Origin of the sequence: Kitasatospora sp. NPDC085895 (assembly GCF_040702125.1) — a bacterium.
In the GTDB taxonomy this organism is placed as follows: domain Bacteria; phylum Actinomycetota; class Actinomycetes; order Streptomycetales; family Streptomycetaceae; genus Kitasatospora; species Kitasatospora arboriphila.
In genome coordinates this window covers 1-13435 of record NZ_JBFBJY010000131.1, presented here as the reverse complement: position 1 = coordinate 13435, position 13435 = coordinate 1, and the positions used below count along the sequence as shown (strand labels likewise).

Sequence of the window (13435 nt, the reverse complement as noted above, 5' to 3'; positions counted from 1 at the left end):
CCTTGAGAAGCTGAATCATCACAGGTCGAGGCACCCTCCTACGCCTATCTCATGCTCCGTCACTAAGCCTGGTCACCACGGTGAATTGGTGAGGCCGGGCCCTCTCTTCCGGAACTTGCCGGGCGCGCGGCGGTGGGCGCCCGAGAAGATCCGAAAGAGAGAGCCCGGGGCAGTAGGGTCATCTGGGCCTTCATCGTGCGGTGCTCCCAGGCCTTTCCGATTCGATGTCCCCGGTGTTTCACCGCGGCGGGTGAAAAAGTTACCCCGGGCGGGGGGAGGAGATTCCTTGGATTGCCTACGGATCAAGCGCGTTCAGTGACACCACGCCCGGCTGGAGGGCAACTGGCCGACCGGCGAGCGACGTTGATAACTCGATCACCAATTTCCCCAGCAAGTGCTCGCTGGAATTCCGGCGGTCCAGGCCGTGGCGCGGGTCGCCTGCCGGGAGAACGTGTGAGGTGAACTCCCCTGTGGCAGATAGGCGTTGGCCGGCGATCGGGAGCGTTGCGGCCGCCCGGACATCCCGGGAAGAAGCGTCCTGAACGAGTCCCCGGGGTTCCGGCACCGGCCGATTTCGGCGAGCAGGACTGTGTAAGGTCTGATCTCTGATCCGCTGCCCCTCCCGTGAGAAGACACCTGCTGCTGTCGCTGCTCCCATACTCGGGGGACCGTCCCCCGGCCCTGTCGGTGCAGGGCGTGATGATGGCCTGCGTGACCGACACCGCAGACCCTGCCCCGTCCTGGTTGCCCGGCTACGAGGGCGGCCCGTTCACCACCGCCGAACTCCTCGCCCAGGACGACGGTCACTTCACGGGACCCGCCCCGTCCTGGCCCGAGCTCGCCGTCGCCGCCGACCTTCCGCCCGGCGCCGGCACGCTTGACGCCGACATCCTCGATGCGCACGCCGGCCTGTTGCTCCTGCTGCCCGCCATGGGCGACAACAGCCCGCCCGCCGCCGCTCCCCGCCCGGCCGCCTCGCTACGCGCCCGTACGGCCGTCGAGGATCCCGACCACCTCGCGCTCCTCCTCCTGGAACAGCAGGGGCAACCCGGACCTGCCCACCGGCGGACCACCCAGGACGGGGTACGCGTCAACGGCGGCCGCTACTCCCACCGCGACCTCGCCAACCCCTTCGTCCTCCGACGGAACCGCCTTGCCGGGATCTCCGCCGCGCTCACCCCATGACCGCACGAACCGACCCCATCGCCATGGCGACACCAGTGTGCGTCGAGCGACGTGGGACCGTGAGACACGGCCTCGAACAAGCCGGGCCCCGCCTTGCCTCGTGCGCCCCTGCAGGGGTGAGGGGCGCTCATTCCGAGTGTGGTCGTGCTCACCGTCCTGCCGGGCGGCGACGGGGTCCCCGAAGCTCCGGTTCCAGGTACCCCGGCGTCAGATCCGGGCGGGTGATCGATTTGGGCGCTTGTGCTCCGGAAGGCTGCACTTCTTTGCTCCGCTCGCCCTGATCGAAAATCCCGTGCCCGGTGGGAGGCTCGACTCCTGTGGGGGCCGGATGCCCGGCCCCTCGTGCCCGGGTCCCTGTTCCGCCTGCCCGCTGCGCACGGTGACCGTGCACGTCCAGTGTCCGATCTTCCTCCCGGCAACCGCCTTCCACCCGCATGCGCCCGGCCAGCGTGCACACGGCCTCGCGTGTGGCCGCCGCAACCTCCGAACCGGCCTGTCCCGTGGTCCCACGTACGCGCGATAAATTTGGGGAGATGGACCACTCGTCGTCGAGGATCAGGACGACGTCGGATGCGTTCTGCACCAGGTCCGGGAGCAGGCCTCGCTCTTGCGCCGGTCGACCTCTTCGCTGAGGGCGATCCGTTCGATGGCGAGGGCGGCCTGGGCCGCCGGCGTGACCAGCGAGTCCTGAAGGACAATGAGGTTCCGCTCGTCCCCGGCCACGATCAGCGTCCCGGTGCCGGGGTTCGCGGAGCCGTCCGGCGCGGTCTGGTCCTCCGGGCGGTCCGGCAGGGCAAGCGGGCAGACCACGGCGCTGTGCGCCTCGCCGAGTTCCGCGGCGAGGTCCTGCTGCAGGCCGGTACGGCTCACCGGACGGGCCTCGCCGCTTTGCGTCAGGTCCTGCACGACCCGGGCGGTCTCCGGGGACGACGCGCGGCACGCCCCGTCGTCGGTGCGGATCGACCACAGGACGTCGCCGTCCCTGATGGCGAGCAGCGCGCTGTGGCTCGGGTCGTCCGGTAGCAGCGAGGCGACGACGGTGTGGACCGTGGCGGCCGTGTCCCGGACGTCGGTCGCGGACCCGGCGAGGCCACGGCGATGCGCAGGACACGCTCCCGGCCCACGGCCTGCCGGTGGGTCGCCGCGACGCCCGCCAGCCGGTAGAGCACCAGCGCGAAGAGGACGGCCGGGAAGGCTCCGATCCCGCCGACGTTCGTGGTCACTCCGCGTGCGGCCTCCAGCAGGAGCATGACCGGCGCGATCAGCGAGGCGAGCGTGAGCAGGCCCAGGCGGCCGCGCGCGGTGTCGGCGCGCCACCGGACGGGTTGGGTCAGCGTCACCATGGAGGGGTGGATGGAGGTGGCACCCCAGGCTCCGTAGAACACCGCCCCACCCGGCTCCATCGCCGTTCCGGTGCCAGATCCCGTGCAGCAGGATGAGGACGTACAGGACGTCGGAGGTGAGCAGACCGACCGTACCCACGGTGAGCAGCACCAGTGACGGGCTCTTGCCGCCGCGGGGGGCGAGCAGGCGCAGCAGCATGGCCGGCACGAGGATGTCCCCGAGCGGGTAGGCGACGGAGATCGCCTTCTGGAGCCAGGTGAGACCGGCGACATGGATGTAGGGGACGCCGCTGCGCGGAGAACGCATACCGAGACCCGTGCGGGACCCGGTACCAGGGAGTCGGTAAGCGGAGGAAGCCGCTTCGGCAGGGAGAGCGGGGACCCCTCGGGCTCCGCCTTCGAGGCTCCTCGGGGTCGGATTTTTCGACACAAATACGTTCTCAGTGCATCCAGTTCACGGAATCAATGCGCATACACATGGTAGTCGCCGCACCGCTACGGACAGCCGCCGGCAAACAGGCCGTCGTGACGCAGTGTCATGCCGACTCCCGGCCGGGCCGGCCCTCCCGGTTCGGCCCGGCCCGTGGCCGTGCGTCGCCCTGCGGACCGCGGCAGCCGTCGTCCGGGAACTTGACGGCCCGTGGCCGCGCACCGTCCGTGACGGGTGATGAAGCGTCCGATCCCCCTACCCCCACCCTGCTGCCGTCCTCGTCGCCGGACGGCGCAACAGAGCGTAGGAGTGACAGAGCCCGTAGCGGTAGCAGAGCGTCAACGATGCAGAGGTTCGCGGCACGGCCGGCGCACGGCCCCGGCGGCCCCGGCCACTCCCCGGCGTCAACCGCCCCACCGTGTCGTGTCGCACGCCCCACGGGCCGCTCCTAGCATGAACCTGAGACCGCCTGTCTCCCCGTGCCGGAAGTGGCGGGACGAGAGCCGGACAGCGCCCGTCCGGGGCCGGAACGTTCGCTCGAATCACAGGCCACAACGTCTGCGGCTCACGAGGTCTGTGGCGCGTTCACTCCGCCGGGGACGCTCCGAGGAGGGACGATGGCATCCATTCTGGTGGCCGACGACGACTCCGACATCCGTGACCTCGTGGCCTACAAGCTCACGCAGTCCGGCCATCAGGTCACCGTGGTCGACGACGGTCTGAGCGCGCTCAAGGCCGTCCGCGAGCACACCGTGGATCTCGCCCTCCTCGACATCAGAATGCCCGGGATGTCAGGTCTGGACGTCTGCCGGGAACTGCGGGCCACGCCGGAGACGGAGAGCCTGCCGGTGATCCTGCTCACCGCCCGATCACAGGAGTTGGACATCGAGACCGGCTTCGCGGCCGGTGCCGACGACTACATCGTCAAACCGTTCAGCCCGCGTGAACTGAGCAGCCGGGTGCAGGCGGTCCTGGCCAGGGCGACCCGATGACCGGACGTGGCATTGTCAACGGCGGCCTGCAGGTACTGGTCGGGTCGGCCGTGGTGCTGCTGGTACTCCTCGTCTGCGTGCGTGCCGTCCGACGGGAGCGGGAACGCCGCAGGGAGCGCGCGGCCGAACCGCTCCGGGTCCTGCTGCTCGAACTCCTCTGTGCGGAGGGGGACGAGGCGGCGGGAAGCCTCCGGGCACTGTCCGCGCTCGACGACCGGAGCTGGGCGGCCGTCGAACCCACGGCGCGGACGATCCTCGCGAAGGTGAGCGGCCAGGCCAGGGACGTGCTGGTAGGCCTGTTCGAGCAGCGGGGAGTCGCCGCGCGGGCGATGGCGGACCTGCGACGGCGCGGGTCGGTCCGGAAGGGCCGGGCCGCGGAGGTGCTGGGGCTGCTGCGGCACCGGGCGGCCACCCCGCAGCTGCGCGTCCTGCTCTTGGACGCCGACCCCGAGGTCCGGACGGTCGCCGCCCGGGCTCTGGGCCACATCGGGGATCCTGCGGCCGTCCCCGACCTGCTGAACTGCCTCCACGGCCCGCACCCGGTACCGCCCGGGGTCGTCCTGCAGGCGCTCACCGCGTTCGGGGCCGGCGGGCATGACCAGGTCGCCACCGGTCTCGACGACGCCGAGCCGCTGGTACGGGCGGTGGCCGTCGAGGCCCTCGGAGCCGCCGGAGGAGTGGTGTGGACCACCCGGGTCGCGGCTGCGCTGAAGGCGGACCCGCACGTCGAAGTGCGAATCCGGGCCGCACGTGCACTTGGCGCCCTCGGCACGCCGGCCGGTCTGGAGCCGCTGCTGGACGCGGTGCGGCGGGGCCGGCCGGAGCCGCTGCGCGCCGTTGCGGCCAGGGCGCTGGGCCGTCTGGGGGCATCACGCGCGGCACCACGCCTGGGGGAACTGCTCGACGACCCCGTCCACCGTGTGGCCTCGACCGCGGCCCGGGCACTGCTGCAAGTCGGGCCGGCCGGGCGCGACGAACTGCGCCGCGCTGCCGACGGGGTCGGCGGCGGGCGCGCAGCCGCTCATGCGCGGGCCGCGCTGGCGGAGGCGGCGATCGGCGAGGAGGGCGCACGCTCCGCCACCGGGCGTGCGGCGGTGGGACCGTGACGCCGCCACTCGCGACGGCCGCCCTCGGCGCGGCGACTTCCGGCCCGGCCGCATCGACGGCGAGCGGCGCGCACGACGGGCTGCTGGACGTGATCGCCGTCAGCAACGTCCTGGTCCTCGGGTACTTCCTGGCGATCAACACCGCCTATCTCATGCTGGTCGTCATCGCGTCCGGCGACTTCGTCCGGCATCTGCGCCGCACGCCGTTCGCGGGCTACGACGATGCCTCCGCCAGCCCCTTCACGCTTCCGGTGTCGCTCATCGTGCCCGCGTACAACGAGGAGAGCGGGATCGTGGACGCGGTGCAGGCGCTGCTCCTGCTGCGCCATCCCTCGTTCGAGGTGGTCGTGGTCGACGACGGTTCCACCGACGCCACCCTGGACCGGCTCCGTGAGGCCTTCGATCTCGTCGAGGTGCCCCATGTCGTCTCCACCGAGGTGCCCGTGCGCGGCGCCGTGGAGTCGGTCCACCTGCCCAGGGGCGGCCCGGTACCGCTGATCGTGGCCCGCAAGCGCAACGGCGGCAAGGCCGACGCCCTCAACGTCGGCGTCAATCTGGCCCGCTATCCGCTCCTGTGCATGGTCGACGCGGACTCGATCCTCGACTCGCAGGCGCTGCTCGCGATCTCCAAGCCCCTCTCCGACGACCCGCTGCGGGTCGTGGCCGCCGGGGGTGTGATCGGCATCGCCAACGGCTGCACCGTCGTGGCCGGCCGTGTCGTGCGGGTCCGCATGCCCCACCGGCTGCTGGCGAAGATCCAGACGGTGGAGTACATGCGGGCCTTCCTGCTCGGCCGAACCGGCTGGTCACGGATCGGCGGCCTGCTGGTGATCGCCGGCGCCTTCGGGATGTTCCGACGCGACGCCGTGGTCGCCGTCGGCGGGCTCGATCCGGACTGCCTCGGCGAGGACGCCGAGCTGGTCGTCCGGCTCCACCACCACCTGCGCAAAACAGGCCGCGACTACCGCATCGTCTTCGTGGGCGAGCCGATCTCGTGGAGCGAGGCCCCGGAGACCCTGCGGGTGCTCGGACGCCAGCGGCGGCGCTGGCACCGCGGTCTCACCGAGGTCCTGCTCAAGCACCGGGGCATGATCGGCAATCCCCGGTACGGCCGGGTCGGACTGGTGGCTCTGCCCTTCTACGTGCTCTTCGAACTGTGCGCACCGGTCGTCGAACTCGCCGGCCTGGTCCTGGTACCGCTGGGCCTGCTGATCGGGGCGGTCGACCTGGGATTCCTGTGGCGCTTCCTGCTGGTCGCCTACGGCTACGCGATGGCGGTCAGCCTGCTGTCACTTCTGGCCGAGGAGTACGCCTTCCACCGCTACAGCCGCTGGCGGGACGTCTCTTCCGCCGTGCTGGGAGCGGCGGCCGAGAACCTCGGGTACCGGCAGTTCACCGCTTGGTGGCGGGTCCGGGGCATCTGGGACGCCGTCCACGGCGCACCGAAGGTCTGGGGTGTCATGACGCACCGCGGCTTCGCCGCGGAGCCGGCCGAAGAGGACCGGCGATGAGCGGCTTCCGGCCTGCTCGATCCGATCAGGGCGACCGCTCCGTCGTCCGGCGGCTCGCCCGCTCGTTCGGCCTGCTGATCGGACTCGTCGCGTTCACCGGCGTCGCCGCCCTGACCGGCGCGCTGCTCCAGCACTCGGCGCTCGACGACCTGACGCACCGGGTGGTGCCGACCCAGGAGGCCAACCTGCGCCTGCGCGGGGAACTCGCCGACAGCTCACGCCGGATGGACGCCTACCTGCTGACCGGCGATCCCGCGCAACTGGCCGCGTTCCTCGGCTCGCGCAACGACTTCCAGGGCCCGCTCGCCGAAGCCTTCACGCACGCGCCCGCCGGCGCCAGGCCCTACCTGTCGGCTCAGGAGCGGCCGATCCAGGACTACCTGCGGATCACCGACCAGGTGCAGACGGCAGTGCCCGGTAGCCCCGGAGCCGCGGCGCTCGCCGCGGCCGCACAGGTCCCGTACGACGCCTTCGAGGCCACCAACGCGGAGATGGACGGACGTCTCACCCACGAGGCCGACGAGCTGTCCGCCCGCGCCGATCTGATCCTGTGGAGCACGGGCGCCGCCACCTGCGCCCTCCTGGTACTGGCGACGGTGCTGACCCTGATCGCGGTACTGCACACCGTGCGGGCCATCACCCGGCCGCTCGCCGGCATCAGGACGGTGCTCGGCCGGCTGGCGCAGGGCGACCACGGCGCCAGGGCGCCGGATCACGGTCCGGCCGAGATCCGGGCCGTCGCCCACGCCGTCAACATGCTCGCCGACGAGAACGACCGGCTGCGGCGTCTCGACGCCGAGCGCGACCGGCTGGCCGCGGCGGCGCGGCAGGCGGGAATCGGCATCCGGTCAGGCCTCGACCTCGACCAGATTCTCGACGAGGCCGTACGAGGCCTGGGTGAGGCGCTACGGGCGGACCACGTGCTGGTGCTGCTGGCGGGCGACGACGGCGGGGCCGATGTGCCGGTCGTCCGGGCCTGGAACACGGACCGCGGCATCCTTCCGTCGGAGGAGGTCCTCCGGCTGCCTCCGGCTCCGGCGGAGATCATCCGGGAACACTACGCGCAGGACACGAGCTGGTCCGTCGACGACATCCGGCCGTACCTCGCCTCCGGAGCCGCCCTGCCGGGCGCCCCCGGCTCCTTCGGGACCGTCGGGCCACCACCCGAAGTCCGCGCCGCGCTGACCGCGACGGGCGTGGTCGCCCTCCTGGTGAGCCCCTTCGGATCGGGCACGGAGGCGATGGGCGCGGTCATCCTCTGCCGCTGCCGTCCGGGCGATGTCTGGCTGCCGATGGAGGTCGAGGCCGTCGAGTCGATCGGGGCAGGACTCGGCCGTGCGGTGCGGCAGTCCAGGACCTACCGTCAGGAGACCGAACTCGTGGACCGGCTCAAGGCCTTGGACAAGGCCAAGAACGACTTCCTCTCCACCGTCTCGCACGAGCTCCGCACCCCGCTGACCAGCATCGTCGGCTACGTCGAACTGCTGGCGAACGACTCCGGCCCGCTCAGCGACGGCCAACGACACATGGTGGAGGTGGTGGACCGCAACTCGGCCCGGCTGCGCAACCTCATCGAGGACCTGCTCACCATCTCGCGGATCGAGTCGGGCGCCTTCACCTCCGAACGGCTGCCGGTCGACCTGCGCCAGCTGGTGAACTCCTCGGTCGAGGCGATCCGCCCGGCGGCGATGGCCGTCCCGGTGACCCTGAGCCAGCTGCCCGCCGAGGACGACCTGGTCGTCCTCGGCGACGTCCACCAGCTGGACCGCGTCCTGATGAACCTGCTCACCAACGCCGTCAAGTTCACCCCGCCCGGAGGACTGGTCACGGTCAGCACCTCCCGCGGGGACGGCGAGGCCGTGCTGACCGTGGGCGACACCGGGATCGGCATCCCCGAGAAGGACCAGAAGGACCTCTTCCACCGGTTCTTCCGTGCCTCCAACGCCACCGAGCTCGCCATACCCGGCACCGGCCTCGGCCTGGCAATCGTGCGGAGCATCGTGACCAACCACGAGGGCAGACTGGAGATCCACTCGGCCGAAGGCGAGGGCACCACCGTCATCGCCCACCTCCCGCTGCTCCCGGACACGCCCGGCTGAGGCCGCCATCAAGGAGTGGACACACCCGGTGACGGCCGCGCGGTGCAGAAGGCGGGCGGGGACGTGGCGGGCCCTCCCAAGGCCATAGTGCTGCCGGAGCCGTGCCAGCAGGCCGGGCAGGGCGGCCACCGAATCGAGCACGTGGTCGGGTTCGCCGCTCGTGTGCCGCAGCCCGCCCGCGGCCTTGCCGGTGCGCACGAGCACGCCGGTGATGCCGTTCCGTTGCGCGGCGAGCACATCGGACTCGATGTCGTCGCCGACGATGACCGCTTCGTCCGCCTCGGCGCCCAGGTGTGCGAGGGCACCCGCGAAGAACGCCTCGGCCGGCTTCCCGAACACTTCGGCCCGTGCGTCGGTCGCGTACTCCAGCCCCGCGACGAACGCGCCGCTGTCAAGCTGCAGTCCCTTCTGCGTCCGCCAGTAGGCGTTGCGGTGCATCGCGACGAGCCGCGCTCCCCCCTGGAGCGCGGTGAACGCCTGGTTGAGCGCCTCGTACCGGAACTCGGGGCCGGCTCCACCGATCAGCACCACCTCGGCGTCCTCCGCGCGTTCCGCCGGTTCCAGGCCGGACGGGTCCTCGCGGATGTCGCCGCTGTTGAGGAGGAGGCACCGGCAGCCCGAGAGTTGGGCAGCGGCCGCGGCCGGTGCGGTGAGCACGGAGTCGATGTCGAGAAGTGCCGACTCGCCCCGTCTCATGCCTCGACCATAGCCTCGCCCCCTCTCCGCTGCTTGCCAGGCGCGCGACCTATCTGCCTCCCCGGTCGACTCACAGGCCGGACGGCCGACTACTCGCGCAGGCCCCACCCGGTACCCGGGCCCGCCGGTACGTGGTCGAGCGGGACGCGGGCCTGGCCGCAGGAGAACCGGACCCCGCCAGTGCCGTCTCGGCCTGTAGGGACGGCTCGGCTCGGGGGCCTACTTATTGATCTTGGCAATGGTGTCGGCACCGGCGGTGCGCCAGTGCTGCGTTCCCGCTCCTGTTTACGGGGACGCCTGCGGTCCGGGGCGGATGGCAGTGGCGTGCCAGGGGCGGGCTCGCGGTGGTCATCAGCCATCGGACGGGGGCAGGGACGGCGGGCCGCCGAGGTGGGGCCAGGGGCCGCCGGAGCGCATCAGCAGGTGGGCCGGGGCGTCGATGCCGCTGTACTGCCGGCCGGCCGGGGTGAGTCGGAGGGGGCTGTGTTGGACGGTCTCGGGGTGATGGCGCCGGGGCGGCCCAGCCATGTGTTCAGGACGGGCGCTCATCCGATTCGTGCTCCCTGTTGGCAGGCGGGTCGTGCCGCCGAGCGGGCCGGTTCGGCCAGAGGGCGCTGATCGGGCGGTCCGACCGGGCGTTGTTCTTGAATGGTTGCTCATGTATATTCCTTCCATGCCCAGACCGCGCGAGTTCGACCCCGAGGCCGTTCTGAACCAGGCCATGCTGCGGTTCTGGGAACGCGGCTACCGGGCGACCTCCATCGAGGATCTGGTGAAGGCCACGGGTGTGAAGCCCGGCAGTATCTACAGCGCCTTCCCCGGGGGCAAGCGCGCGCTGTTCGTGAAGTCGCTGGAGCGCTACTCGAAGCTGGTCGTGCCCCGGAAGCTCGGGGAGCTGGAGGCGCCGGGCGCGTCGGTGGCGGAGGTCCGTGGCTACTTCGACGGGCTGGTGCGCGACTTGCTCAGCCCCGAAGGGCGCCAGGGCTGCCTCCTGGTCAACACGGCGATCGAGAACGCCGTGGAGGACGACGCGGCGGCGGCTGTCGTGCGCGGCCACCTGGCGCGCCTGGAGCGGTGCATGACCCATGCCCTCGAGAATGCCGTCCGCCGGGGCGAGGTGCGGGACTCGCTGGATCCGGCCGGCAGTGCCAAGCTGCTCGTCGCGACCTGCCAGGGGCTCATGGTCGTCGGCAAGGCCAATCCCGACGAGGCGGCCCTTCGGGCCGTCGTCGACAACGCCTTCGCCGTGCTCTCCTGACGGCGCGGCATTTCGGGCCACCGTGCGCGGTGGCCCTTTCGTCGGCCCAATAGTTGAATGACTGCTCAAGAATGAGGTTCGGACATGAAGGCCATTGTCATATCCGCCCACGGCGGCCCCGAGGTGCTCACGGTCACCGAACTGCCCGACCCGGTACCCGCCACCGGCGAGGTCCTCATCAGGGTCAAGGCGTTCGGCCTCAACCACGCCGAGGCGTACATGCGCAGCGGTGCCTGGGGCCAGGTGGCCGCCGTCCCCGGGATCGAGTGCGCCGGTCTCGTCGAGGCCGACCCCTCGGGTGAGCTCCCCGTCGGGACGAGGGTGGTGGCGATCCTCGGCGGCATGGGACGGACCCGCAACGGCAGCTACGCGGAACTGGTGACCGTGCCCGCGACCAACGTGCTGCCCGTGAACTCGGGCCTGCCCTGGGCCGATCTGGCCGCGGTGCCCGAGGTGTACGCCACGGCGTACAGCGCCCTGCACGGCAACCTCGCGCTCAGGGCCGGGGAGACGCTTCTGGTCCGGGGCGCGACCTCCTCCCTGGGGCAGGCAGCCGTCGACCTGGCCGTCCACCATGGCGCAGCGGTGCTCGCCACCACCCGGAACCCGGCGCACACGGCCCTGCTCAAGGAACTCGGGGCCGCCGACGTCCTCATCGACGACGGGCAGTTGGCCGGGCAGATCGAACGCCGGGGGCTCGCCGTCGATGCGCTGCTCGACATCGTCGGCAACCTGGTGTTGCGTGACTCCCTGGCCGCCGTCGGACCGCGGGGACGGGTCTGCCAGGTCGGCTTCCTCGGCGGATTCGAACCGGTGGCGCACTTCGACCCGATCGCCGATCTGCCCAGCGGCGTCCAACTCAGTTTCTTCGGCAGCGCCTTCGTCCTGGGAACCGCTGCCTTCCCCCTCGCGGACGTCCCGCTGGACGAGATCTACGCCCAGGTCGAGGCCGGCAACCTTCGGGCCCGCCCCACCCGGATCTTCGGCTTCGACGAGATCGCCGAAGCCCACCGGGTGATGGAGGCCGGCCGCGCCCTGGGAAAGATGGTCGTCACCCTCGACTGACCCTGATTCCCGGCCCTGATTCCCGGCAGGCCGGGCGGGCGCCCGCCCGGCCTGCCGTTCGCGATGCGCGTCTGGCACCTCGATTCCGCCACGGTCCGTTCCCACCGTTGCGGGGATGGTTGTTCCCGAGAAGAGAGGCGCCGAAAGGGCTGCCGCCCAGGACGTCCTACCGAATGCCGAGGTGGACGTGATCGGCGGCCTAGGGCTCTCCCCTTCTTCTGGACGCCCTGTTTGACGGCGGGGGACATGCCCACGGCCGCGCAGCCTGTCGACGCTGCAGACCACCGGCACCGGCACCGGGGATGGGGCGGGCTCGAGAACACGCCCGGGCGCGTGGCCGGTGTCGGGCGGGATACTGCAGCCGCTGCGAGACTCGCGCGCTCAGGCGGACCGTCCCCGCGGCATCCTGCTCTGGCTCCCGCGAAGCCCGAGCGCCGCCCTGTTCACTGCCGGGCGGTCGTCTCGAGGCCGGAAGGTCAGGGGCCGCCCCAGGACGCACGGCGGTCCCCGACCTGTACCGCGCCGCAGGCTCTGGCCGTATGCCGATGGATGAGCTCGGCTGCGCACCGGCCGATCCCCGGCCCGCCGCCCGGGGCCGGAGGCGGTCAGGGCAGGGGCTCGGCGTGCAGCGGGCCGTGGTGGAGCGGCGTGGGGTGAGGAGGCAGGCGGTGCCGTGTTCGGTGATCTCCACGTGGAGGCGGCCGGTCTCGTCGGTGTAGAGGGGATGGGCCCTGACCCCGGATGTTGGACACGGGGTTATGCGGCTTGTGCCAGCGTAGTTGATGCTCGGTCGAGTGCGTGTTCGTAGGCGTTCGGGCTGCGGTGTCCGAGGCGGGTGTGGCGTCGGACAGTGTTGTATCGGTGGAGCCATCGGAAGAGTTCGAGGCGGGCTTCGCGCTCGTTTGACCAGCTCTTTCGACCCTGGAGCGTCTCGCGTTTCATGGTCGCGTTCCAGCTCTCGGCCGCGGCGTTGTCCGTGCTCGACCCGATGGCCCCCATCGATTGGATCACGCCGGCCCGGCGGCAGGCAGCGGCGAAGGACCGGCTGCAGTACTGAGCCCCGTGATCGGTGTGCATGATCGCTCCGGCCAGGCTGCCGCGGGTCCGCTCGGCCGCGGCCAGGGCGTCGACAACCAGCTCGGAGCGCATGTGGTCGGCGATCGCCCAGCCGGCCAGCCGCCGGGACGCCAGGTCGATCACGGTCGCGAGGTAGCAGAACTTCCCGCCGCCGACCGGCAGATAGGTGATGTCTCCGACGTACTTGGTGTTGATCTCCTCGGCGGTGAAGTCGCGGCCGAGCAGGTCAGGGACCTTGGCCGCGGCCGGATCCGCAACGGTGGTCCGCCGTGGGCGCCGCAGCCGCAGCCCGGTGAGACCCGCGGTCTTCATCAGCCGGGCGACCTTCTTGTGGTTGATCGCCTCGCCGCGCTCGCGGAGCTCGGCGGTGATCCTGGGGACCCCGTAGGTCCCGTCCGAGGCTGCATGGACGGCGCGTATCCGGGCCGTTGTTCGGGCGTCCGCCGCCAGCCGGGCAGTCCGGACCGAGGCGGTCGCCTGCCAGTAGTAGAAGGTCGACCGGGCGATGCCCAGGACCTGGCACAACCGCTTGACGCCGTAGAAGGCGCGGTGGTCGGCGACGAACTGGCAGCGGTTCAGGAGCCGTAATTCATTTACTGCCTGAGTTGATCTCGTTGTCGTGGTCCTCGAGCACGCGCTTCAAGGCGTCGAGGGTGCGAGGAGGATGGGGCCG

The 13435-nt window shown here is 71.3% G+C and carries 10 protein-coding genes and 1 pseudogene; 7 read left to right on the top strand and 4 right to left on the bottom strand.

Annotated elements, in window-relative coordinates; translation table 11 throughout:
* Positions 1 to 711: 711 nt before the first annotated feature.
* A complete protein-coding gene (locus AB0442_RS39490; RefSeq protein WP_366168349.1) occupies positions 712 to 1185 on the top strand; it encodes a hypothetical protein in 474 nt (157 codons plus the stop codon).
* Positions 1186 to 1740: 555 nt separating this feature from the next.
* Here AB0442_RS39490 and AB0442_RS39485 read toward each other — a convergent pair.
* Positions 1741 to 2055 carry a hypothetical protein gene (locus AB0442_RS39485; protein WP_366168348.1) on the bottom strand — a complete coding sequence of 105 codons (315 nt, stop codon included), beginning with the start codon at positions 2053 to 2055 and terminating at the stop codon, positions 1741 to 1743.
* A gap of 1520 nt (positions 2056 to 3575) precedes the next feature.
* On the opposite strand from AB0442_RS39485, the gene AB0442_RS39480 reads away from it, so the two are divergent.
* The 4 genes from AB0442_RS39480 to AB0442_RS39465 are packed head-to-tail and all read left to right on the top strand — an operon-like array spanning position 3576 to position 8666.
* Positions 3576 to 3950 (top strand): response regulator, encoded by a 375-nt coding sequence (locus AB0442_RS39480; RefSeq protein ID WP_366168347.1) that lies wholly within the window; start codon positions 3576 to 3578, stop codon positions 3948 to 3950.
* The gene (locus AB0442_RS39475) at positions 3947 to 5056 is read left to right on the top strand and encodes a HEAT repeat domain-containing protein (protein WP_366168346.1); all 1110 of its coding nucleotides are present in this window, start codon (positions 3947 to 3949) and stop codon (positions 5054 to 5056) included. Before AB0442_RS39480 ends, AB0442_RS39475 begins: the two co-directional genes overlap by 4 nt.
* Complete coding sequence (locus AB0442_RS39470; RefSeq protein ID WP_366168345.1) at positions 5053 to 6567, top strand: glycosyltransferase; 1515 nt, start codon at positions 5053 to 5055, stop codon at positions 6565 to 6567. The genes AB0442_RS39475 and AB0442_RS39470 overlap by 4 nt, the downstream gene beginning before the upstream one ends.
* Positions 6564 to 8666, top strand: a complete 2103-nt coding sequence (locus tag AB0442_RS39465; protein WP_366168344.1) for an ATP-binding protein — start codon at positions 6564 to 6566, stop codon at positions 8664 to 8666. The genes AB0442_RS39470 and AB0442_RS39465 overlap by 4 nt, the downstream gene beginning before the upstream one ends.
* Positions 8667 to 8771: 105 nt before the next feature.
* On the opposite strand, the pseudogene AB0442_RS39460 reads toward AB0442_RS39465, so the two are convergent.
* Together AB0442_RS39460 and AB0442_RS39455 are read right to left on the bottom strand one after the other, a co-directional pair.
* A pseudogene (locus tag AB0442_RS39460) lies at positions 8772 to 9329 on the bottom strand (HAD hydrolase-like protein); the annotation flags it as partial.
* A gap of 384 nt (positions 9330 to 9713) precedes the next feature.
* Complete coding sequence (locus tag AB0442_RS39455) at positions 9714 to 9911, bottom strand: hypothetical protein (RefSeq protein ID WP_366168343.1); 198 nt, start codon at positions 9909 to 9911, stop codon at positions 9714 to 9716.
* A 124-nt stretch (positions 9912 to 10035) separates the two neighbouring features.
* Between AB0442_RS39455 and AB0442_RS39450 the strand changes: the two genes are divergently transcribed.
* Together AB0442_RS39450 and AB0442_RS39445 are read left to right on the top strand one after the other, a co-directional pair.
* Positions 10036 to 10620 carry a helix-turn-helix domain-containing protein gene (locus AB0442_RS39450; RefSeq protein ID WP_366168342.1) on the top strand — a complete coding sequence of 195 codons (585 nt, stop codon included), beginning with the start codon at positions 10036 to 10038 and terminating at the stop codon, positions 10618 to 10620.
* A gap of 84 nt (positions 10621 to 10704) precedes the next feature.
* Positions 10705 to 11685: a zinc-binding dehydrogenase gene (locus AB0442_RS39445; protein WP_366168341.1), complete on the top strand. Its 981-nt coding sequence runs from the start codon at positions 10705 to 10707 to the stop codon at positions 11683 to 11685.
* Positions 11686 to 12441: 756 nt separating this feature from the next.
* On the opposite strand, the gene AB0442_RS39440 is transcribed toward AB0442_RS39445, so the two are convergent.
* Entirely contained in the window at positions 12442 to 13341 is a 900-nt protein-coding gene (locus AB0442_RS39440; protein ID WP_366168350.1) for an IS3 family transposase, read from the bottom strand.
* Positions 13342 to 13435: the final 94 nt, after the last annotated feature.